Source organism: Bacillota bacterium (assembly GCA_009711825.1).
Taxonomy (GTDB): Bacteria; Bacillota; Proteinivoracia; order UBA4975; family VEMY01; genus VEMY01.
On sequence record VEMY01000026.1, the window covers coordinates 103579 to 125301 of the forward strand.

The following is a 21723-nucleotide window of genomic DNA, read 5'->3' on the forward strand; positions in this document are numbered from 1 at the left end:
CCTTGTTTTTTTTAATCCAAAATGGTGCAACCTAAGATAAGGAATCGAAGGGAGGAAGCGAACTTGAATTTAAGTCCGTTGGTGTTAACAATTCTGGCGGCACTGATTTTTCTGGGTCTCCTCCAGAGGACTCTCGACAGAATGCGGCTCAGTGATCGTGCGGCCTTGGTGATAATCGGATTAATGTTTGTTGGCACTTACTTGCCGGATATAGCTATCGGATTATTGCGGATAAACATTGGCGGAGCGCTTGTGCCGCTGGCGATGATTATTTATTTGGTTGGCACGGCCGATACCAGGATTGAGCAAATCCGAGCTGTTTTGGCGATAATCGCCACCACAGTCGCCATTTTGGTTGTGGATCGTGTGTTACCCCAGGAGCCGGGAGTTATGTTTTTAGACCCGATGTATGCCTACGGGATTGTTGCCGGTATAATCGGCTATCTGGCAGGCCGGTCGCGGCGCTCAGCGTTTGTTGGCGCCACTGCCGGGGTGCTTTTGGCGGATTCTTTAGTGGCGTTTTGGCGAATCCCCCTGGGAATGGTTCAGTACATCGGCGGCGCTGGAATATTTGATTCGACTTTAATTGCCGGCGTGCTTGCTGTTGGCACTGCTGAACTGATTGGGGAAAGCAGGGAACTTGTGGCGCCGGATGAGCGCAGAAAGGGGAAGGAATAATGGAGGGCTATATTTCCACCGTAATCATTGCCGGCATCCTTGGCGGTTTGCTACGCATTCTGATTTTACGTTCTGATTACCGCCAATACCCGACATATCCCCATGGTTATATCTCACATATGTCCCTGGGGTTCATTGCAGCCGGTCTTGGAGCTGTGGCATTGCCAGCCCTGTTGGCGGAAGAATATGTGGCAGTTACTTTTCTTGCACTGGCAGCCCAGCAATTCCGGGATATTCGCAATATTGAACGGGAGACTTTGTCCAACCTTGATAAGCGGGAGTTGGTGCCCCGGGGAGACCACTTTATCGAAGGTATCGCCCGCGCATTTGAAGCCCGGAACTTTATGGTAATGGGCTGTTCTTTGGCCCTTAGCATCCTGGACATCTTGCTCTTGGACGGCCAGCCATTAGTCGTCCGAATAGGGGTAATGGCCGGCGCCGCCGCTCTGCTCTTATTCTTCATGACAAAGGTCATGGAAGGTAAACGGCTTGGCCACATAGCTAAGGTCAAAATCGGGGAAATACGCTTCGAGGGACCAAATTTATTTGTTGATGATGTGCACTTCATGAACCTTGGTTTGGAAGAAATTAAAGAGGTTTATCTGGAGCATGGATTGGGACTGATAATCGAACCGCGAAGTATGGATTCGGCGGCCACGCTTGCCAATACCGGTCAACGCCAGGCGATTGCCCATATATGCGCAATGTTGTTGGGAGTCTATAAAGATGTGGATACAGCCGAGTTTACGCCTTTGGTGCGCAGACAGGTGGAAACAGGTAAATTGGGCTTGGTGATTGTACCGGATTTCCGGGATGAAACTGCGCTATTGAAAGCAGTGGAAAAAATCCCCGTGCTGGAAGGGTCGGTATCCCGGCCCAGTGAGACCAGTTCTGGACAGGAGCGAAGACCAAATGAAGGTTGATTTAACAAAAGCAATTTTGGCAACCGTTGTTCTAGAATCGAGCAAGGACAAAGTTGCATCCCCTGGTTTAGGGCCAGTATTTGTTGCTGAAAACAAAGAAGAACAACAAAAGATTTCCATGTATCTCTCTCGAATCATGGAGGCGGTGGCCCATGACCTTGAGAACGACGTAATGGTTGTAGTAAAACATTGACTTTCCCGGGCAATCACAAAATTCGACCTTTTGCGGATGAATTCGACGGTGGTGGTGACAGAAATCAAGAAAATTATTATTTATCACTGCTACGGCGGTTCACATTCGTCGGCAGTTGCTGCCGCTTTGCATACCGGACTGCTAAAGCCAGAGCAGGCAGTTTCGGACAATTATTTGTTGAGCCTGCCGTATTTTGATACACAAAAAGCAGATGACCATGGAGTGCTGCAATTTGTGGGCACTGATGAGAACGGAAATTTGGTGTTTTCGGTCGGCCTGGAAACGGTAGGGCCGTCTGTGATTACTGCATTAAAAGCTACGCTGGCGATATTTGGCCAGCATTATCAGCATATGCATTTTATCGACACACTGCCGGCGGTAAATCTCTGGATGAAATTGGGCGGGGTGTGTTCCAGGGCGCTGGGACTTAAACAGATTGGTCGACCACTGGTTACGTACGGAGTCAAAAAGGCGATATACGATTTGCAAAAGATAGTTGACGTGGTTAAGGAGGAGAGGATTTGATTTATATTTACCATTGTTATCGGGGGGCGCATATGTCGGTAGTTGCAGCAGCCATACATTTGGAGAAACTGCCGGACAACCCTGGAGCTGATGATATTTTGCGCTTAGATTATTTCGATTGTCTGCAGAGAGTAGATTTTGGAGTTCCTGTATTTGCCGGACGCGATAATGCAGACAATAAAGTATATTTTGTTGGCATTAACGGCGGCAGCTTGGTCTTTTCCCGGCTGCTGGACAGCATAATCGGCGAGTTGGGGATTGATCTCCACTACAAACTGGTTGACTGTCTGCGGGCAATCGGTCCCTGGACGCGAATCGGCGGCTATTTGTCTAACTATCCACGGAGCCGTGATTTTGGGAGGCGACTTGCGGCCCGGGAAATTGCACGCAATTACCACAAACTGCGGGATATGGTTTTACAAGCGCGGGCTGAACAAGTATAATTTGGTAAGGTCAGCTTTTGTCGTTAGGAGTGAGTGGATTGCTAAGAGTCGCAAGAGCAGCGCCGGCAGGCATCGGGTGGGAGTTGGGCATTGCTCCCGGGGATAAAATTCTTACTATCAATGGTAATAAAGTCAATGATATTCTGGACTATCATTTTCATATCAATTGTCAAACTGTGGCAATTGAAATTTTGTCGGCAAATGGTGAGCTGACAGTTTATGATATAGAAAAGGACTATGATGATGACCTCGACCTGGAATTTGATTTTGTAACAAGAAGCTGCGCCAATAAATGCGTGTTTTGTTTTATCGACCAGCAGCCGCCGGGGATGCGGCAGACTCTATATGTCAAGGACGATGATTACCGTCTGTCTTTCCTGCATGGCAATTACGTAACCCTGACCAACTTAAGTGAAAAGGACTTAGCGCGAATTATAGATGAGCATCTATCACCATTATATATCTCGATACATGCCACTGACCCTACAGTCCGCCGCGCCATGCTAGGTAAGGACAGAGGCCGCAATCTGGTGGAGATTTTGGAGCGCCTGGCAGCAAACGGTATTCTGTTCCATGGTCAAATCGTCCTTTGTCCTGGCTACAATGACGGACAGGTTCTGGAACAAACTTTATCAGATTTACTTACGATGGCGAATCAGCTGTTGTCACTGGCAATAGTGCCGGTGGGGTTGACAAAACATCGCCAAGGTCTGCCCCAGATCCCCTCGGTTGACCCTCAGACTGCCCAAACTACTATTGAGCTGGCCGACACATATCGGGAACGGTTTTATCAGCTAACAGGCCGCAGAACTGTATATATTGCTGATGAAATTTTTCTACTCTCAGGGCGTACTGTTCCCGAACGTAAATACTATGAAGATTTTTCGCAATTGGAAAATGGGGTAGGGATGGTCCGTAAGACCCTGATGGATTTGGAAACTGTAGCCCAGAAACCGAAGTACAAGTCTTCTTTCCAACGGGTGCTACTGTTAACCGGCACTCTCGCAGCGCCGGTATTGACCAGGGCGCAGACAGTGCTGGAGGCTAAGTTAGCGGGTCTTGAGCTTACTGTGAAGGGTGTTGAGAATAGATTCTTAGGCAAAACCATCACTGTCGCTGGACTTTTGTCGGGCAGCGACATAATCAGAACACTAAAAGGCGAATCCCGACCCCCGGATTTACTGGTAGTTCCGGGAACGGCGGTCCGGGCCGGCTGTTTTGTAGATGACTATACTCTCGATGAACTGACTGCTGTCGCCCGCTGTCAAGTGGAGGCACGGGAGACAATACTAGATCTATTTGAACTGCTTGCAGGTGGGGAGGAATAAAAATGTTGCCAATTGTTTCTGTGGTCGGGCGCCCCAATGTGGGGAAGTCTACTCTGTTTAATAAGTTCATGCAGAAGCGGATTGCCATTGTCGAGGATACCCCGGGAGTGACCCGGGATCGTTTGTACGCAGCCACTGACTGGAATGGATTTCATTTTATGCTAGTGGATACCGGCGGTTTTGTCTGGGATGGTGATGTTTTAGACGCCGCCGTCACCAGGCAAGCTGAAGAAGCTGTTGCAGAAAGTGATTGTATAATCTTCGTTGTCGATGCCAAGGCAGGCGTTACCGGGGCTGATGAGGAGCTGGCTTCCATTCTCCGCAAGCGAAATAAGCCGGTGCTGTTGGCGGTAAATAAAGTCGATTCCTTTGCCGACAGCAGCGCCAAAGTGGCGGAATTCTACGGCCTCGGGCTTGGAGAACCGATTCCAGTTTCAGCCGCCAACGGCCTGAACATCGGGGATTTGCTGGATCAGTTGGTTATTCATCTGGAAAAATTGCCAGAGGGAACTGAAGATGACGGCATTCCGGTTGCGATAATCGGCCGACCCAATGTCGGGAAATCATCTTTGATTAATCGTCTATCCGGGAGCGAACGCTCTGTTGTAAGCTCAATTCCAGGAACGACCAGGGACGCTGTCGATACCAGAATCGTTCATGATGATATAAACTACACATTTATCGACACAGCCGGCATTCGCAAAAAGAGTCGACTTGCTTCCGGCGTGGAGTATTACAGCATGTTGCGAAGTATCCGCGCTGTACAACGCTGTGAGATTGCCCTGTTGGTCTTAGATGCGGTGGATGGTGTAACGGAACAGGATAAGCGGATTGCCGGCATTGCCCATGAAGCCGGTAAAGCAATAATTATCTTGGTCAATAAATGGGATGCTGTCGAACGTGATACCCATACCATGCATCAGTTCCGGGAAGAAATTTATCGGGAACTCAAGTTTCTCAATTATGCCGTAATCGAGTTTATTTCGGCCCTGACCGGCGCTAGGATACAAAAGCTGTTTCCGCTCATCCACGGGACTGTGGAGCAATACAACATGCGGATTAGCACAGGCCTGCTTAACGACTTATTAAACGATGCGTTGGCAGCCAATCCACCTTCAGCTAAGGGCAAGAAAGTGCGGATCTATTATGGAACCCAAGTCGGTGTTAAGCCGCCTAGATTTGTGCTCTTTTGTAATGAACCCGAATTCGTGCACTTTTCATATCTCCGTTACCTTGAAAACAGGTTTCGGGAGGCCTTTGGCTTTATGGGATCGCCAATTCAGTTTATTCTACGTAAACGGGGGGAAAAGCAATGAATACGCGCCGTGTTGCAGTTATTGGCAGCGGCGGCTGGGGAACGGCGATTGCCATTGTTCTGGCCAAAAAAGGCTGCCAGGTAACCCTTTGGTCACGGAAACAGGAGTTTGCCTCAAAATTAGACAAATACCGGGAAAATACCGCCTATCTGCCAGGTGTGATGCTGCCGGCAAATATAGCAATTACCGCCGATTTAGCAGTTGCATTGGCTGATGCTGATTTGGTGGCGATTGCAACTCCTTCAAAGGCGGTGCGGGAGACCGCCAAGGCAGTAGCTCGCTATCTAAAAACGGAGACGATTTTGGTTAGCCTCAGCAAAGGTCTGGAAAAGGAAACATTCCTTCCCAGCTCCCAGGTATTAGCAGAGGTAACTGGCCGGCCGGAGTTGGTTGCGGTCCTCAGCGGTCCCAATCACGCGGAGGAAGTGGCCAGAGATATTCCTAGCGCCACAGTGGTGGCCGCCACCAACGACTCCACAGCCCAAACTGTGCAGGATGTATTTATGACTCCAAAATTTCGCGTCTATACCAATCCTGATATTGTTGGGGTGGAGCTGGCTGGCGCTTTGAAGAACATAATCGCGCTTGCTGCAGGAATTTGTGACGGTTTGGGCTTTGGTGATAATACTAAAGCGGCCCTGATGACCCGGGGGCTGACAGAGATTGCACGCTTGGGTGTGCAGATGGGCGCCGACAGTCTTACTTTTGCCGGATTGGCAGGGATAGGAGACCTGATAGCCACATGTACTAGTAAGCATAGTCGCAACTGGAAGACCGGCTACGCGTTGGGTCAGGGGGAAAGTATGATAGCGATTATGGAGCGCACCGGAATGGTGGTGGAAGGTGTTCGGATTACTGAGATTGCTGCCCAGCTCTCTGAGAAAATGTCCGTTAGTATGCCAATCACTTGCGCGCTCCGGGATGTTTTGCAGAACAAGCAGACTCCACTAGACGCTGTCGGAGGTTTGATGCTCCGTGGCAAGACAAATGAGACCGAAGATATAGTGGCAATAAAAGGTAAATTGATGAAGATATAGACGGGCTTTTTTCCTGTCATCGGCATACATCCAAAAATTGCACATATATATATTGTGAACAATTGCGGATATAACGATGAGGGGGAGGAGAAAATTGGCAGAGCACAGCTTATATCATGATATTGCCAGGCGCACCGGCGGAGACATCTACTTAGGTGTCGTAGGGCCCGTACGCAGTGGAAAATCCACTTTCATAAAAAAATTCATGGAGTTATTGGTCATTCCCAATATCACCAACGAACAGGACAAAATGCGGGCCGTAGATGAGCTGCCGCAATCTAGCGGCGGTAAAACGATTACCACCACCGAGCCGAAATTTATTCCCGACGAGGCAGTTGAAGTCCGTTTTGATGAAGACTTCACCATGAGGGTAAGACTTGTGGACTGCGTCGGTTATACTGTGGAAAGCGCCCTGGGTTATCAAGATGAACGGGGAGAGCGTTTGGTTATTTCCCCATGGGCAGAAGAGGAAATACCCTTTCAGCAGGCTGCGGAGATTGGCACCCGCAAAGTAATTGCCGATCATTCAACGCTTGGATTGGTTATTACAACTGATGGTTCTTTTTCCGAGTTGCCCAGGGATGAGTACCAGCCGTCAGAAGAGCGCGTTATTGAGGAATTAAAGGCAATCGGCAAGCCGTTTGTAGTAATACTCAATTCCAATAATCCCGATTCACAACAGTGTCAACAGCTGCGTGAAGAATTGACGGGTATTTATGGAGCGCCGGTGATTGCTTGTAATTGTCTGCGTTTGGACAGAAAGAGCGTTGATCTTATCCTTCGGGAAGCACTGTATGAGTTTCCGGTAAATCAGGCCAATATTTTGATGCCTGATTGGGTGGAAGTGTTGGATGAAGATCATTGGTTAAAAACCGGGTATACCGAGATAATCACCAATATCCTCGGCACTTTGGGGAAGGTCCGGGATCTGCGGTGTACGCTGGAGCCAATTACTGAGCAGTTTGAGTTTGTCAACCGGGTGTCAATAACCGGTTCGGACCTGGGAACTGGTGAAGTGGAAATTACCATGGAGAGCCCGACGGACTTATTCTACTCGGTGCTTACTGAGACTACCGGTTATGATGTTAAAAATGCCGGAGAGCTGTTTGCACAGATGCGGAACCTTGCCGTGGCTAAGCGTGAATACGATAAGATTGAAGAGGCGCTGGTAGACGTCAAGAGCCAGGGATATGGAATCGTCCCGCCGTCATTAGAGGAAATGACCTTAGATGAGCCAGAAATCATCCGCCAGGGCAGTCGGTTTGGTGTTCGTCTACGCGCCAGTGCGCCGGCAATCCATATGATCAGAGTTGATGTTGAGTCGGAGTTTGCACCGATAGTCGGCACTGAAAAGCAAAGCGAGGATTTGGTAAATTATATTCTTGACGAATTTGAAGATAATCCTGAAAAAATCTGGGAATCAGACATATTCGGTAAATCTTTACATTCAGTTGTCAAGGATGGTATCCAATCCAAGCTTTCCAACTTACCGCCAAGTGCCCAGGCGAAATTGCAGGAGACATTGGAAAAAATTATCAACGAGGGCAATGGCGGCCTGATCGCGATTATTCTGTAGGCTTTGGCGCATGGCAATGCGCCATTATTTTTTCTTTTTGCCGGATACTTGACAAAGTCTCGTTGATGGCTTAAGATATAAAATGTTCGGTTCGGGCTGTAGCGCAGTTTGGTAGCGCACTACGCTGGGGGTGTAGGGGTCGCAGGTTCAAATCCTGTCAGCCCGACCATTAAATTTGCATTTCTCAACTCGCCAAAGGCGAGTTTTTTTATTTCTTGACTTTTAGAATGAATGTGTTTAAAATTAGTTTGAGTTTTTTCCGTATACTAATACTAATCGGGGAGGTTGAAAGATGGCCAAATCTTTGGGCAGGCATGTCCTAGCCGAAATCTATGGTTGCAAAGAAGAGATACTCAATGATATTCAGACTGTAGAAAAAATCATGGTTAAAGCTGCGTTGGTGGCCGGCGCGGAGGTCAGAGAGGTTGCTTTTCACAAATTTTCTCCGCAGGGTGTAAGCGGTGTGGTTGTTATTTCTGAATCACACCTGGCTATTCACACCTGGCCGGAACTTGGCTACGCTGCGGTTGATGTGTTTACATGCGGGGATACGGTGGACCCTTGGGTATCATGTAATTACATCAAGGATAACTTTAGCGCCGAACGTTTAGAGGCCAAGGAAGTAAAAAGAGGGGTTTTCGAGTATGATGTAGCTCATAAACCCGCGGTGAATGACTAAAGGAGGAGTATATTTTGTTATACTCGCATAAAGCTGAAGATTAGTGCCAATCCCTACGACGTTATGTGCGAGCGTAGGGATTTGGTTTTATATACATATTTTGTGTATAATATAGTTTAATAAATCTAAGGATGTGTACAGATTGGAAAAGACATTTGTGATGATTAAGCCCGACGGTGTAAAAAGACAACTAACCGGCGAAATTATCCGCCGTTTTGAAGCCAAGGGAATGAAGCTGGTGGCGATAAAAAAGATGCAAGTAGAGCCTCCGCTGGCCCGGGAACATTATCAGGAACACCAAGGTAAACCGTTTTTCGAGCGGCTGGTGGAGCACATATGCTCGGGACCAGTTGTGGCAATGATTTGGCAGGGAGAGAATGCCGTCAAGCTTGCCCGTCTAATGATTGGCCATCGGGATCCACTGCAGGCATTGCCAGGGACAATCAGAGGCGACTTCGCTATGCTTAGCACCGAGAATCTGGTGCATGGCGCCGACAGCATTGAAGCAGCCCAAAGGGAAGCCAGTTTGTTTTTTGGCGGGATTGAGCAGTGAGTGAGCCCAGTTCAGAAATCATAGCAGTTTTGAGCGCTAAATCTAGGGTGGACCTAAAACAATATAATGTCCCGCAATTACGGCGTCGGTTAGCGCTTTTACGCGTCAAATTTGGTTTTAATTCAATGGATGAATATTTGGCCGCTCTGAAAACTGATTCCAGCTTGGTAGAAGCGACAATCCAACGCCTGACAATCGTCTACACAGGATTTTTCAGGGACAAGCGCTACTGGCTGAATTTGCAGCAGGCTGTTGCAGAGCTGGAGCTAGTAAACAGCGGAGTATTAAAATTTTGGAGTTGTGGATGTGCTACCGGTGAAGAGGCCTATTCCTTGGCATTTATGTTGGCCACTTTGCTTCCGACCCACAGATACCAAATCTATGCATCTGATGTAGACAAGCAGGCGCTGGCCCATGCCCGGGCGGGACTTTATCCGTCAAAAGCTGTGCAGGAAATCGGTGTCGCAGAGCGGAGCCGGTGGTTTAAGCAAAAGGAGGACGGTTTTCAGGTCAGAGAGCAATTTCGCAAGCGAATCCAATTCTTTAGTCATGATTTACACAGTTCCCATTATCTGCAGGATAATCACATGATTATTTGTCGCAATGTTATCATCCATTTTAATGAAGCAGCAAAGGCAAAAATCCATCAAAAACTTGCCGCAGCCCTGGTGCAGAATGGGTACTTGTTTCTGGGTGCTACTGAGCAGATTCTCAGTCCAGAACATTATAATTTAAAGCCAGAGAGCTTGTACTTATATAAAAAGTTATAGAATAAAACAAGGTTGGCATTTGCCAACCCTGTATAGTTTGTAATAATGGTGCGAGAGGGGGGATTTGAACCCCCACAGGCGTAGTGCCCACTAGATCCTGAATCTAGCGTGTCTGCCAGTTCCACCACTCTCGCAAATCACAAGAATATTTATAACACAGAATGTGTTGGTTGTCAATATGGTGAGCCATCCAGGATTCGAACCTGGGACACCCTGATTAAAAGTCAGGTGCTCTACCAACTGAGCTAATGGCCCATAAAAATGGCTGGGGCGGCAGGACTCGAACCTACGCATGCGGGAGTCAAAGTCCCGTGCCTTACCGACTTGGCGACGCCCCAGCGGATGGTGGAGAGGACTGGATTCGAACCAGTGAAGGCGGAGCCAGCAGATTTACAGTCTGCCCCCTTTGGCCAACTCGGGAACCTCTCCAAAAAAATATGGAGCCGACGATCGGACTTGAACCGATAACCTGCTGATTACAAGTCAGCTGCTCTGCCAATTGAGCTACGTCGGCGTATGGCGGAGCTGACGGGAGTCGAACCCGCGATCTCCTGCGTGACAGGCAGGCATGTTAGGCCACTACACCACAGCTCCATATGGTGACCCCTAGGGGATTCGAACCCCTGAATGCCAGCGTGAAAGGCTGGTGAGTTAAGCCGCTTCTCCAAGGGGCCATGTCCGTAAAATGGTCGGGGCGACAGGATTTGAACCTGCGACCCTCTGGTCCCAAACCAGATGCGCTACCAAACTGCGCTACGCCCCGAAAAAGCGGACGTTTAGTATTATACAGCAGGAAAAAAATTAAGTCAAGGTGTTTCCTGCAACTCTATCTGCCAGTGGCGCCAGAATTTTTTTCTGTTCAGCATCCGGCCTTGTAGCTGCTACTTTGGGTAAAATAACATGGGCGCCGCTATCCATGCCCTGGCAGCCGGCCAGCAAAATAATATCACCTTTACAGACTTTTTTAAGAGCGGAATCTGTTGCTGACTCCAGTTTTTTATGATACTCAACTTTTAACCCATTTTCCTCCAAAATACTGATAAACGCTTTTCTTTCGGCATCAGTTACCAGGTCTTTCTCGCCGGTAAACTCAGCGCTGTCGGTAACAATAATTTCCGTTAATTTCAGTTTAGAGGCCCATTTACAGACAGTTTCCGCATTCTCAGTATTCACAATAACGCCACGGCTGCCCCTGATGGCCGCGACTAAAATTAGGTTGTTATAGGGCATCATGTTAAGAGTCTCTAGTGTAATGTCGATATTGCCGGCGTTAGCAAAATGATCGTCAATAACGGCAAACTCTCCATCATAAATCAGCTGGAACCGGCGTTCAACGCCGGTAAAGCCGGGCAGTCGTTGTTGAATCAATTCAGGTTCTACCCCGGCAACCAGTGCGATGATAACAGCAACAGTTGAATTGTAGATATTGTGCAAACCCAGTACGCCAAGTTTTAGGCGCAAATCGAGGGCCGGAATTTTTTTACTGCCAATTGTTACGGGCTTAAGAGATTGTAAACGGTAGCTGGTGTTGGTGGTAGATAAATCAACCTCCGATATCAGAAAGTCAGCGTCTGGATCGCCCTTGAGGCTGTAGGTAACAACCTGAGCTTTAGTTTGGTGCTGCAAATCCTTGATCTTTGGTTCATCGGCGTTGAGGATGGCGATTGCGTCAGAATCCAATTCTCGGATAAGGCTTGACTTCCAATACCAGTAATTCTCAAAGGAACCATGGAAGTCAATGTGTTCCCTGGAAACATTGTTAAAGGTGGCAATCGAGTATTTGATGCCTAAGACCCGTTTTAGCTCTAGTCCAGCAGAAGATACTTCCATGGTAACATGGGAGCAATTATTGTCCCGCATCTTCGCAAGCAGCTCAATTAAGTCTTTTGATTGCGGAGTGGTAAGTTCTGCGCTGACCACGGATTCACCGTCTTTAACAACAACTGTGCCAATCAAACCAGTTTTATAACGGGCGGAGAGCAGATGGTCTGTCATAAACGAAGTAGTGGTTTTGCCATTGGAGGCAGTGATGCCAATAATGCAGAGGTCTGCGTCAGGTTTGTCATACATTAAATGACTGATTTCGGCTAATGCCACACGGCTATCCACCACTACAATCATTGGCGCCTCGGTATCGACAGCTTGTTGACCGACAACTGCCACGGCTCCTTTACGGACAGCATCATCAATGAAATCGTGTCCATCTAACTTATAGCCGCTGATGGCAACAAAAATATCGCCGGGTTTTACTTGACCGGAATGATAACTGACACCGGTGACACTTAGTTCTTTTTGATTTAATACCGATGCTACACCGCTAAGTTTGCTTATAATATCTGAAACAGCATAGTTCATGCTCAACCCTCCACCGGATACCTAAACTGAAGTAATTTGCCGGAAAAACTCCCGCCAGATTTCCATGTCAAAAATATCGCTTGGATTATCGGTAATATAGCCATAGCCGACATATAATCCAATTCCCAGGGAAACCAATAACAAAGCCGGGACCCAGATAATCTTTAAAATGAGTAAAATAATCCGCAAAGTTTTTTTCAACTTGACATTCATTTGTTCAACACCTCCTGTAACCACAATTTTACTATATTTTACGTCATTTCGCCACTTGCAAAATATGTACAGGCGCCAAATGGCGCCTGTGTCTAGTCACTATTTATTTTCGTCATTCATCAACATTTTCTCGGCGTTGCGAACCATGACTTTAACCATGTTGCCGCCAATTTTCCCGCCGATACTGCCTACTTCCCGGGTGCTCATGTTTCCCCAACCCTGAGAATTAATTTTTTCCGATAAACCAAGCTCATCGGCAATCTCGTATTTAAATTGATCAAGGAATTGTTCATCCACGAGATTTGTGCGTCTGTTTCTGTTTCGACGTCGGGCCATTTTTGCTCACCTCCCGTTTATATGTTTTGAAGTTTGGGAGATGAGTATGTTATAACAATGTGGAGAAACTGTTCAAATTAGAGAAGATGCCCATCTTCAGGCATCTCACTGTTCCAAACGCACTCTACGCCAGATCTCGGTAAATTCATCCAAAATTTCTGTTATCGGTCTGCCTTCTTGGAGTTGAGAGTTCAATTGTCTGATCCTGGTCACCAGTTCCGGGTCGGCTGTCACTGCAGCATCAGTAATCCCGGATACATTTGATTCGACCTCCCGGGCAACCTGTTCTTTTACTGTTGAAGTATCAGTGTCTGACTCAAGTTCGACCCCAATCAATGCAGATGTCACGATTACGATACTAGACGCAGATTGCACGCCGTTGACCGACTCCGCCTGTGAGTTGATTGTGCTGGTTTGAGGAGTCTGGTTCAAGCCTTGATCCGGCGGTGGCTGTTGGGGGGCGTTGGGTTGCTGGGATTGATTGGGCGGTGAAGGTTGTTGAGGCAAATTTTGATCCGTCTCTGGTCGCCGGAGCATTCCGCAGCCGGGAATTAAGCTAAGACATAAAACAGCAATCAAAATTATGCTAATAATTTTCATGGTTTTGTCCTCCCATATGATGCGTTTGTTTGTAGATTTCCACTCGCCACCAAATCTATTCGTGCAGGATTTTCAGTGCGAGCGGAGAACATAAAGTATGAGAAAGGAGCGTGCATGTGGAAGATAAACTAACATTAATCGCCACCCAAACAGTTCCGGCAAACGAGAACCTGTACATTTTAATTGATTTTTTGAACCGCACTTTGAAGCATAAAAAATTAATTTTTGGCGTTTCGCAACGCGGTGAAGAAATGTTAGTTTCGGTTTATGAAATTTGAGGGGGGGAAGACATTGAACCTTGCTAAATATATTGACCATACACTGCTAAAACCAACCGCCACACCAGCTCAAATTGAAAAACTCTGTCAAGAGGCCCGGGATTATCAATTTGCCACAGTTTGTGTTAATCCGTGGCATGTCGCAAGGGCAGCCAAATCATTGGCCGGTTCCGGGGTAGGCGTGACTACAGTCGTCGGTTTCCCATTAGGAGCCAATAAAACAGATATTAAGGTAAAGGAATCAGAGCTGGCACTGGAAGATGGCGCCACAGAAATTGATATGGTTATTAACATAGGGGCAATGCTCGCTGGCGAGTACGCTGTAGTTGAACAGGATATAGCTGCGGTCGCCAAAGTGGTTGCAAATGCGGGAGTATTAAAAGTGATTATTGAAACCGCTTATCTGAATAACGAGCAAATAACCACGGTTTCAAAAATAACGCGTGCAGCCGGCGCCCAATATGTTAAAACATCAACAGGTTTCGCTGGCGCCGGCGCAAAAGTTGAGCATGTTCAGCTAATGCGTGCAGCAGTTGGCCATGGATTCGGAATCAAGGCCGCCGGGGGCATTGGAGACAGGGCCACTGCTATGGCGATGATTGATGCCGGGGCCACCCGCTTGGGCGCCAGCTCCGGAGTTGCAATTGTCTCCGGTCGAGAAGGGGCAGATTCATATTAACCAGAACCCGTTGGGTTCTGTTTAATTTACCGACTTTTAATCTTTAAGATGTCGCGTCTGTATGATAAAATTAAGTTCGGGAGGGGAGCCTTGTGCAGTCTGGCAAAGTCAAGGTTGTTTTTTTTCTTGCATTGATGATGATATCACTGGGGTTGTTTTTGCTAATTATCTCAAGACCGGACTCGGGCGCCCTTGTCACTGATACCCGTCAAGACAACGGCCGACGCCAGGTAATCCAGGTGGCTTCCGATGAACGCTACTTAACACTGGACTTTTTTGTGTTTCCTGTCGAGGGTGATTTTTGGCAGGTAAGTGGCGATACTCTGGAATTGTTTTTTCATGATATAGGCGCATTTCCCCTTGAGCTAAGAGATTACGCTAAATATATCGACCAACATATCCATGCCGAATTTACTGGTGATAAAGTCGCAGTGTACATTCCCCTTAATTATTTTCCCCAGGCTTTTCGCGTGATTCCGCGGGAGAGCGGCTATCGGGTTCAGTTTTTTATTGAGGGGTTGGCGGGAAAAAGAGTTGCAATTGATCCCGGCCACGGCGGACATGACCCAGGCGCCATCGGCAATGTTCTCGGTTTGTATGAAAAAGACGTCACCTTGGCGGTATCGTTGGCACTTAGAGATATGTTGCAAGAAGCAGGCGTGGAAGTGTTCATGACCAGAGAAACGGATACAATTGTCAACACCGATGTTCAGCCTGGGCAGCACGCAGGTCCCGACTGGCGGTTGCGACGGGATTTGGCAATCGAGCAAAACCCAGATATTTTCCTGTCCATTCATACGAATTCCTATAGCGCTCAAAACGCTTATGGTTTAGAGACCTTTTACAACACCAATTCATACAATGCTTATTCCAGCGGTGTTGCTGCCCGGATTATTCACCGGCATTTATTGGACGAGTTCCAACGACATAACAGGGGAATTAAGCATAAAAATGACGCTGTCTTGCAAGTAGATAACTTCGCAGCTGTGTTAATTGAACTCTTGTTCATTAGCAACCCAGCGGAGGAGCGAATAATGGCACGTCCTGATTTTCCTCAACGTGCTGCCAGGGCAATCTATAACGCCCTTGATGAGTACTTTGCCGGTCCTGGAGGCTATTGATATGAAGCTTACGATTAAATCTCGTCAACAACCAACAGTGATTTACCCCGAGCTGGTTGAGATATATCAACCTGTGTTGGGGTTTGAGCCAGTTTCGGTCTGGATTAATATTTATCATAACCTGATTAACGATTTACCGGTTACCGAGACAGAATTGATTCAGCAAATGAACATCAGTCTGCGTTCCCTGCGGGAAGCGCTGGGCGCTTTGAAGAGGTATCACCTGGTACAATCTGGGGGAGAAGATGAGTATATGTTGCAATTTCCCCTGCCGGCGCCTGAGATTGCCCGGGCGGTAGAATCGGGTCGGTTTCCGGCAGAAACCAATCGGAGGATGTTGACTTTAATTGAGTCTTTTCAGTTAAAACGTGGACAGGCCTTCCAGGGGGAGGAACCGAAACCAGCCGCAAGCAGTGCGGCGACCGGCCTCAGTGAACAACAAGTTGACGAGTTGACAACCCGCTTCATCAACGAATGTCGCTTTATTCCCAATAAACAATTACGGGAACGTTTTGATTTATGGTTTGAACAAATTCAGGACCCGAGACTGCTGGAGGAACTCTTGGAGCGTACCCGCAAAAAGGTTGAATTGGAGGGGACGCGAGGAAGCTGTCCCAGCAATTATGCAGACAAAATTGTTCGCCAGTGGCTGATCCAGGGGATTAACACTTACGAAGATCTGATACGTAAGGATAAAGAGTTCAAAAAGCGCTGGGAATACTACCGGGTTGTGGAAAAAGAGCTGGGTCGAGAGTTCAACTCTTTGACCCCGGCTGAAAAAGAGCTGGTTGACAATTGGCTGACCAAAGTCAAAGACCCCCAGGAATTAAAAAAGCTCTTGGGCAGTCTAATCCTTTCAGGTGAATATAAAGGTAGAGGGACTCCGGGATTGGTATTCATCGATCAGTGGTTGAACAACCATGGCAAAAAGCCGACCAATACCAAGAGCGGCTTTACTCATGAACATAAACCCTCGGATCTTCAACAGGCCATAAAGCGTAAAACTTTAATTGGTTTGGAGGATGTTGGCGATGAGAGATGACCTTTCCCATATCCGCGACCAACGTGCTGAGCGCAGGGCGCAAATCCTTCAACAACATAAACAAAACCTGGCTGATTTATATAATAAATACCCTGAACTGGGCAGACTCGCCAGAGATATCGAAAGTATTAGGCGGGAGATAGCTGGCAAAGTGCTTGGCCATATGCAGGGAGGCAGCTTAGAGCAGGATGTAGTTGAACTGGAGCAAAAACTGGCGCAATTGCGCAGTGAACGGGCAGAGCTGCTTTCCCGCTATCAGTTGAATCCGGATGTTCTTGAGCCCGCCTGGGAATGTAAAAAGTGCCAGGACACCGGCAGGGTGTACATAGATGATGAGACGATTCGTGATTGCGAATGTGCCCGTGCTGGCAGGTTAACATTCCGTCAGCAATCTGTGGGCCTTCCGGTTCGCCTTGCTAGTGCTAGTTTTGAGCAGGTGGACTTTCAACTCTATCCCGATAAGTTCCGCAAACAAGCACAACAGGTCTTCGGTATTGTGGAACAGTACTGCCTCACCCAAGACAAGGCCCTCAATGGAAAGGGCCTGTTTATCCATGGTGGCACCGGGGCCGGCAAATCATTTTTGCTGGGGTGCATTGCCAACAGATTGGTGCAAACGCTAACTGTAAAGTATATGGTCTACGCTGATTTTCTCGATACCCTGCGCTCAAGTTTTGGTACCCGAGATACCGGCCTGGAACAGGATTTGGTTAGTATGGTTAACAATGTCGATTTATTATTGCTGGACGATTTGGGCGTTGAAAAGCCCACGGAGTTTGCCCTCAAATCGCTGGCTCAAATAATTGACTTTCGGTATAGGAATTGTAAACCTGTGGTTGTTACCTCCAACTTCACGCTGGAGGAATTAAAGAACCGAACCCAAAACGATCTATATGGTGAACGAATTGTATGGAGACTGATTGAGACCTGCAACATCTTGAACCTTGAAGGTAATATCCGGCTCAATCTCTGACAGGGGTGCCAAATATGGATTATCAGCAGACAGTTGAAACAATCAAAACCAAGGTGGACATCGTTAAGTTCATCGAACAGTATACGCGTTTGCGTAAAACGGGCAATGTTTATCAGGGGGTTTGTGTGCTGCATCCGGACAGCAACACCCCTTCATTAACTGTGTACCCCGATTCTCAGAGTTATTATTGTTTTGGCTGTAAAAGCGGCGGCAGCATACTCGAATTTGTTAAAGCCCACTATAATTACGACTTCCAGGAGGCAATTCGCTTTTTGGCTGAATCGGCCGGACTGGATATCGAGGCGGAGGAATCGCCCCAGGCAAAGAAACGTCGGCAGCGCATCAAGACCAACGCCCGCCAAGTCCTGCGCACCCAGCAACAATTGCAAGAGAAAAAGAATGCGTTTAGCTACTTAAATAAGCGCGGGTTCAGCAAAGAAACGATTGCGGACTTCAGCCTCGGTTTTGACAGCGCCGACAACAGCATTGTAATTCCGATTAATGATGGCTTTGGCAAGCCAATTGGGTTCAGTCGTCGTTTTCTCACTCCTGGCGACGGCCCCAAGTACAAAAATTCTCGCAATGACGATGTATTCAATAAGGGGCAGCTCCTATATAACTTGGACAAGGCCCGGAAACATATCCGAGATAATTTACTTGTCTTAGAGGGCTACTTTGATGTAATCAGCGCCTGGCAGGCAGGGTTTAAAAATGCAGTCGGCATCCTCAAGGATGTGCTCACCGAGGACCAGGCCCGTCTCATCGCTCGGGTGACAAAAGATAAGACGGTAATCCTGGTGCCTGATAATGATGCCACCGGTCGCAAAAGCGTCCGCAAAAACCGGGATTTATTATTGGCGGTCAATCCGGATCTGCATATCCAGGTAGCTGTTCCCAGCGGCGAGGCTAAGGATTTAAACGATGTCCTGGTCCAATCCGGCGAAGAGGGCGTCCAGGCGGCAATTGCGGCCGCTCAACCTGTGGACATGTATATTGTGCTTGAACTTTTGGAATCTGAGCCCATCAGAGAACGGCAATATCAGATTCTGCGTGACTATATAAAATCTGTAAAGAATATTCTGGTTATCGAAGATATTGTCAAGGTCCTGACCCGGCAGTGGGACAAGCCGGAAGGTATGGTGCGCCAGTTTTTAGAGTTGGGCACCGGCGGTAAAACTGATTTCTGGTATCCCCACGATCAGGGTTTGGAAAAAAAGATGCTGGCCAGCATACTTTCAACGCCTCGGGCACTGGACATGGTAGCCGACAAACTCAGTGGTGATTGTTTTTATGTTTTTGAGCACCGGGTGATTTTTGAGGCAATGCTCCGCATCTACCAGAACAAGGGCAGTCTCAACCATGCAGAGTTGTACATGGAGCTGCGTACCGGCAAAGTCCTGGAAAATGTAGACGAGTTGTTGAGCACTATGTCAGCCGGTTATACCAGCGAAGCGGATATAACTGCCTTGCAAGAAAGTTTGCTCAACCTATATTATCATCGTCGTTTGCTGATGGCGGCCTTGGATATTGCCGAAACTATCTCAACCTCCAACTGCGATGAATTGGAAAAGATTCAGGCCAAGGCCCAGGATGTCGTGTTCTCCGCTACCGACTCGACATCAATTGTTCCGGTTCATAGAATTAATGATTTATTGTCCAATCGATGGGAAGAATATCTTCTGCGCATGCAGGGTTTAATTCCCCGGGGGCTGATGACCGGTTATTTCTCGGTGGATAATGTGATTAAGGGCTTCAAAAACAAGCATTTGATTGTACTTGCTGCTGCCACATCAACCGGTAAAACCGCCTTTGCGCTTAATATCGTGCGCAATGTCCTCAAGCGAGACCCGGCTGTGCCGGTGGGCGTTATCAGTCTCGAGATGAGCGCCCAGGAGATCATGGACCGCTTGATTATCTCCGAGCTGAGAATCGACGGCCAACGCTATGACCAGGGAACGCTATCTGATCAAGAATACGATGTGTTCAGCAAGCGAATCAATGCGCTATACAATAAGCCCCTGTTGATTAGCGATCAGCGGGGCCTGAATGTTACCCAGATTCGTGCTCGCCTGCGGCGGATGAAGGCAGAGCTGGGGGGGCTTGGTTTGGTGATTGTGGATTATCTCCAAACAATTCAACTCTCTGTCAGCGGTAATGTCACCACTGCCCGGGCCACTGGCGACGTGGTTCTTCAGCTTCGAAACCTGGCCTCGGAGTTGGACGTGCCGATTGTTCTGTTATCCCAGATTAACCGTAATTACAGTCAACGTCAGGATAAACGACCCCAGCTTTCGGATTTGCGGGAATCTGGAAATATTGAGGAGTTTGCCGATATGGTCATGTTTTTGTATAGACATGCCCGGCAAAGCGCGGAAGCATACGAAGAGGCGAAAAACAATGGGACCGAAAACGATGTCGAAATAATTGTCGCTAAAAATCGGACCGGGAAAACCGGGATTACAAAACTTATATTTGATGACCAATATATGCGGTATGTGGATCCCCAGAGCGAGTCAATAGAGGCTGTATCTCCGGGACCACCGCCGCCGGATCAAAGATAGGAGGAATAAGCTTGAAAGCAGTACTTATTAAAGATGTTGGACAATACGTAGGCAAAAAGGTCACCTTAAAGGGCTGGTTATACAACCATCGCTCCAGCGGCAAGATTCAATTCCTGATAATTCGGGATGGCACCGGTTTTATACAAGGTGTGCTGGTGAAGGCAGAGGCAGATCCTGAGATATATGAACTTGCCTCCGAACTGAGTCAGGAATCGGCACTGGAGGTCACTGGTATAATTAAGCCTGATCCCCGTTCTCCAGGCGGGTATGAAATTGCCCTGGAGAATGTTAAATTGATTTCCCAGGCTGAACAATACCCCATCAGTCTCAAAGAGCATGGCGTAGACTTTCTCCTGGACCATCGCCATTTATGGATGCGGACTCCCCGTCAGGTTGCGCTGATGCGGATTCGTAACACCGTAATTAAAGCAATCAGAGACTATCTGGACGACAATGGCTTCTGCCTGATTGATGCTCCAATCCTGACGCCGGCGGCCTGTGAGGGAACCACAACCCTGTTTGAAACCGATTATTTTGGCGATAAGGCCTATTTGTCTCAGAGCGGACAGCTCTATATGGAAGCAGCGGCCATGGCACTTGGGCGGGTCTATTGTTTTGGTCCCACCTTCCGGGCAGAAAAGTCTAAGACACGCCGCCACTTGATTGAGTTTTGGATGATGGAACCGGAAATGGCGTTTGTGGAATTTGAAGAAAACCTGGAAATTCAGGAAGCTTTGGTTCAGCATGTGGTAAAAACCGTTTTAGAGAAGCATCAAGCCGAATTCAAAGTTTTGGAACGGGATGTCAGCATACTGGAGAAAATTTCGCAGCCCTTTGCCCGTATGAGTTATGATGATGCAATCAAATATCTTCAAGAGCAAGGTCATGAAATTCAATGGGGTGATGATTTTGGCGCTCCAGACGAAACAGCCCTTGCCGCTCATTTTGACCGTCCGGTCTTCATCCACCGCTATCCGACCAATATCAAGGCCTTTTACATGAAACCGGACCCTGAGAGAGAAGAAGTGGTTTTGGCCGCGGACTTGCTTGCCCCCGAAGGGTATGGCGAAATAATCGGCGGCAGCGAACGGATTGATGATTTGGATCTCTTATTGCAACGCATTAAGGAACATAATCTGCCCGAAGAGGCCTTTACCTGGTACTTAGATATCCGGCGCTATGGCAGCGTTCCCCATTCAGGGTTTGGCATCGGTTTGGAACGCCTGGTATCATGGATCTGCGGTTTGGACCACCTGCGGGAAGCTATACCATTCCCAAGATTATTGAACAGAATTTACCCGTAAAAAAATACCCCGCGAAGGGGTATTTTACTGTCCAATGATTTTAATCAACACCCGTTTGGGCTTGCATTGTACAGTAAATCGCTGAAAAAGGCACAACCTTAACTTGAAAAGCCCGGAACATAGGGCTTTTCGTCATTTTTACAGGCACAAATTCCAAAAACCTGTAGGCACAACAATCTGCGCAAAACCCTTGTCCTTATTGGTAACACATGGTATAATGTAGGTGCCATGTATATTAGA

Annotated in this window: 23 protein-coding genes and 9 tRNA genes; 20 read left to right on the forward strand and 12 right to left on the reverse strand. The window is 47.7% G+C overall.

The window, feature by feature from the left end; translation table 11 throughout:
- Window positions 1-21 precede the first annotated feature (21 nt).
- From FH749_09285 to FH749_09345, 13 genes are all read left to right on the forward strand, one after another.
- Window positions 22-678, forward strand: coding sequence for a DUF1614 domain-containing protein (locus FH749_09285; GenBank protein MTI95669.1), 657 nt, complete (start codon window positions 22-24; stop codon window positions 676-678).
- Complete coding sequence (locus tag FH749_09290) at window positions 678-1601, forward strand: hypothetical protein (protein ID MTI95670.1); 924 nt, start codon at window positions 678-680, stop codon at window positions 1599-1601. Before FH749_09285 ends, FH749_09290 begins: the two co-directional genes overlap by 1 nt.
- Window positions 1591-1794, forward strand: a complete 204-nt coding sequence (locus tag FH749_09295; protein MTI95671.1) for a hypothetical protein — start codon at window positions 1591-1593, stop codon at window positions 1792-1794. The genes FH749_09290 and FH749_09295 overlap by 11 nt, the downstream gene beginning before the upstream one ends.
- 30 nt (window positions 1795-1824) lie before the next feature.
- Window positions 1825-2319, forward strand: coding sequence for a DUF3189 family protein (locus FH749_09300; GenBank protein MTI95672.1), 495 nt, complete (start codon window positions 1825-1827; stop codon window positions 2317-2319).
- Window positions 2316-2762 carry a DUF3189 family protein gene (locus tag FH749_09305; protein MTI95673.1) on the forward strand — a complete coding sequence of 149 codons (447 nt, stop codon included), beginning with the start codon at window positions 2316-2318 and terminating at the stop codon, window positions 2760-2762. The genes FH749_09300 and FH749_09305 overlap by 4 nt, the downstream gene beginning before the upstream one ends.
- Window positions 2763-2800: 38 nt before the next feature.
- Window positions 2801-4090, forward strand: a complete 1290-nt coding sequence (locus FH749_09310; protein ID MTI95674.1) for a DUF512 domain-containing protein — start codon at window positions 2801-2803, stop codon at window positions 4088-4090.
- Window positions 4091-4092: 2 nt separating this feature from the next.
- Window positions 4093-5406: a ribosome biogenesis GTPase Der gene (gene der / locus FH749_09315; GenBank protein ID MTI95675.1), complete on the forward strand. Its 1314-nt coding sequence runs from the start codon at window positions 4093-4095 to the stop codon at window positions 5404-5406.
- Window positions 5403-6443, forward strand: a complete 1041-nt coding sequence (locus FH749_09320; protein ID MTI95676.1) for an NAD(P)H-dependent glycerol-3-phosphate dehydrogenase — start codon at window positions 5403-5405, stop codon at window positions 6441-6443. The genes der and FH749_09320 overlap by 4 nt, the downstream gene beginning before the upstream one ends.
- Window positions 6444-6537: 94 nt before the next feature.
- On the forward strand, window positions 6538-8019 hold the full coding sequence (gene spoIVA / locus FH749_09325) for a stage IV sporulation protein A (GenBank protein ID MTI95677.1): 1482 nt from the start codon (window positions 6538-6540) through the stop codon (window positions 8017-8019).
- A 92-nt stretch (window positions 8020-8111) separates the two neighbouring features.
- A tRNA-Pro gene (locus FH749_09330) sits at window positions 8112-8188 on the forward strand.
- Window positions 8189-8311: 123 nt separating this feature from the next.
- Window positions 8312-8698 (forward strand): S-adenosylmethionine decarboxylase proenzyme, encoded by a 387-nt coding sequence (locus FH749_09335; protein ID MTI95678.1) that lies wholly within the window; start codon window positions 8312-8314, stop codon window positions 8696-8698.
- Window positions 8699-8840: 142 nt separating this feature from the next.
- Window positions 8841-9251: a nucleoside-diphosphate kinase gene (locus tag FH749_09340; GenBank protein MTI95679.1), complete on the forward strand. Its 411-nt coding sequence runs from the start codon at window positions 8841-8843 to the stop codon at window positions 9249-9251.
- Window positions 9248-10021 (forward strand): protein-glutamate O-methyltransferase CheR, encoded by a 774-nt coding sequence (locus FH749_09345; protein ID MTI95680.1) that lies wholly within the window; start codon window positions 9248-9250, stop codon window positions 10019-10021. Before FH749_09340 ends, FH749_09345 begins: the two co-directional genes overlap by 4 nt.
- Before the next feature lie 46 nt (window positions 10022-10067).
- On the opposite strand, the gene FH749_09350 is transcribed toward FH749_09345, so the two are convergent.
- From FH749_09350 to FH749_09405, 12 genes are all read right to left on the reverse strand, one after another.
- Window positions 10068-10155, reverse strand: a tRNA-Leu gene (locus FH749_09350).
- 45 nt (window positions 10156-10200) lie between these two features.
- Window positions 10201-10276 (reverse strand) — tRNA-Lys (locus tag FH749_09355).
- A 7-nt stretch (window positions 10277-10283) separates the two neighbouring features.
- Window positions 10284-10359: transfer RNA gene (locus tag FH749_09360), tRNA-Gln, on the reverse strand.
- 5 nt (window positions 10360-10364) lie between these two features.
- Window positions 10365-10450 (reverse strand) — tRNA-Tyr (locus tag FH749_09365).
- Between the two features lie 9 nt (window positions 10451-10459).
- Window positions 10460-10535, reverse strand: a tRNA-Thr gene (locus FH749_09370).
- Window positions 10536-10538: 3 nt separating this feature from the next.
- Window positions 10539-10615 (reverse strand) — tRNA-Asp (locus FH749_09375).
- A gap of 3 nt (window positions 10616-10618) precedes the next feature.
- Window positions 10619-10695 (reverse strand) — tRNA-Glu (locus FH749_09380).
- 12 nt (window positions 10696-10707) lie between these two features.
- Window positions 10708-10784, reverse strand: a tRNA-Pro gene (locus FH749_09385).
- Between the two features lie 38 nt (window positions 10785-10822).
- Window positions 10823-12376, reverse strand: coding sequence for a UDP-N-acetylmuramyl-tripeptide synthetase (gene murE, locus FH749_09390; protein ID MTI95681.1), 1554 nt, complete (start codon window positions 12374-12376; stop codon window positions 10823-10825).
- Between the two features lie 21 nt (window positions 12377-12397).
- Window positions 12398-12589, reverse strand: coding sequence for a DNA-directed RNA polymerase subunit beta (locus FH749_09395; protein ID MTI95682.1), 192 nt, complete (start codon window positions 12587-12589; stop codon window positions 12398-12400).
- 99 nt (window positions 12590-12688) lie between these two features.
- A complete protein-coding gene (locus FH749_09400; GenBank protein MTI95683.1) occupies window positions 12689-12925 on the reverse strand; it encodes an alpha/beta-type small acid-soluble spore protein in 237 nt (78 codons plus the stop codon).
- A 105-nt stretch (window positions 12926-13030) separates the two neighbouring features.
- Window positions 13031-13525, reverse strand: a complete 495-nt coding sequence (locus FH749_09405; GenBank protein ID MTI95684.1) for a hypothetical protein — start codon at window positions 13523-13525, stop codon at window positions 13031-13033.
- A 110-nt stretch (window positions 13526-13635) separates the two neighbouring features.
- Here FH749_09405 and FH749_09410 point away from each other — a divergent pair, with 110 nt between their 5' ends.
- From FH749_09410 to asnS, 7 genes are all read left to right on the forward strand, one after another.
- Window positions 13636-13803 (forward strand): DUF4264 domain-containing protein, encoded by a 168-nt coding sequence (locus FH749_09410; protein ID MTI95685.1) that lies wholly within the window; start codon window positions 13636-13638, stop codon window positions 13801-13803.
- Window positions 13793-14482 (forward strand): deoxyribose-phosphate aldolase, encoded by a 690-nt coding sequence (gene deoC, locus FH749_09415; protein MTI95686.1) that lies wholly within the window; start codon window positions 13793-13795, stop codon window positions 14480-14482. The genes FH749_09410 and deoC overlap by 11 nt, the downstream gene beginning before the upstream one ends.
- Before the next feature lie 92 nt (window positions 14483-14574).
- Window positions 14575-15603 carry an N-acetylmuramoyl-L-alanine amidase gene (locus FH749_09420; protein ID MTI95687.1) on the forward strand — a complete coding sequence of 343 codons (1029 nt, stop codon included), beginning with the start codon at window positions 14575-14577 and terminating at the stop codon, window positions 15601-15603.
- Between the two features lies 1 nt (window position 15604).
- Window positions 15605-16645, forward strand: a complete 1041-nt coding sequence (locus FH749_09425) for a hypothetical protein (protein MTI95688.1) — start codon at window positions 15605-15607, stop codon at window positions 16643-16645.
- A complete protein-coding gene (gene zapE, locus FH749_09430) occupies window positions 16626-17618 on the forward strand; it encodes a cell division protein ZapE (protein ID MTI95689.1) in 993 nt (330 codons plus the stop codon). The genes FH749_09425 and zapE overlap by 20 nt, the downstream gene beginning before the upstream one ends.
- A 14-nt stretch (window positions 17619-17632) precedes the next feature.
- Window positions 17633-20179 carry a toprim domain-containing protein gene (locus FH749_09435; GenBank protein ID MTI95690.1) on the forward strand — a complete coding sequence of 849 codons (2547 nt, stop codon included), beginning with the start codon at window positions 17633-17635 and terminating at the stop codon, window positions 20177-20179.
- A gap of 11 nt (window positions 20180-20190) precedes the next feature.
- A complete protein-coding gene (asnS, locus tag FH749_09440; protein MTI95691.1) occupies window positions 20191-21483 on the forward strand; it encodes an asparagine--tRNA ligase in 1293 nt (430 codons plus the stop codon).
- Window positions 21484-21723: the final 240 nt, after the last annotated feature.

Coding starts and splice junctions, on each gene's coding strand:
- FH749_09285 (MTI95669.1), top strand. CDS start 22: ATGGTGCAACCTAAGATAAGGAATCGAAGGGAGGAAGCGAACTTGAAT.
- FH749_09290 (MTI95670.1), top strand. CDS start 678: ATGGAGGGCTATATTTCCACCGTAATCATTGCCGGCATCCTTGGCGGT.
- FH749_09295 (MTI95671.1), top strand. CDS start 1,591: ATGAAGGTTGATTTAACAAAAGCAATTTTGGCAACCGTTGTTCTAGAA.
- der (MTI95675.1), top strand. CDS start 4,093: ATGTTGCCAATTGTTTCTGTGGTCGGGCGCCCCAATGTGGGGAAGTCT.
- FH749_09320 (MTI95676.1), top strand. CDS start 5,403: ATGAATACGCGCCGTGTTGCAGTTATTGGCAGCGGCGGCTGGGGAACG.
- FH749_09335 (MTI95678.1), top strand. CDS start 8,312: ATGGCCAAATCTTTGGGCAGGCATGTCCTAGCCGAAATCTATGGTTGC.
- murE (MTI95681.1), bottom strand. CDS start 12,376: ATGAACTATGCTGTTTCAGATATTATAAGCAAACTTAGCGGTGTAGCA.
- FH749_09395 (MTI95682.1), bottom strand. CDS start 12,589: ATGAATGTCAAGTTGAAAAAAACTTTGCGGATTATTTTACTCATTTTA.
- FH749_09400 (MTI95683.1), bottom strand. CDS start 12,925: ATGGCCCGACGTCGAAACAGAAACAGACGCACAAATCTCGTGGATGAA.
- FH749_09405 (MTI95684.1), bottom strand. CDS start 13,525: ATGAAAATTATTAGCATAATTTTGATTGCTGTTTTATGTCTTAGCTTA.
- deoC (MTI95686.1), top strand. CDS start 13,793: ATGAAATTTGAGGGGGGGAAGACATTGAACCTTGCTAAATATATTGAC.
- FH749_09425 (MTI95688.1), top strand. CDS start 15,605: ATGAAGCTTACGATTAAATCTCGTCAACAACCAACAGTGATTTACCCC.
- zapE (MTI95689.1), top strand. CDS start 16,626: ATGTTGGCGATGAGAGATGACCTTTCCCATATCCGCGACCAACGTGCT.
- FH749_09435 (MTI95690.1), top strand. CDS start 17,633: ATGGATTATCAGCAGACAGTTGAAACAATCAAAACCAAGGTGGACATC.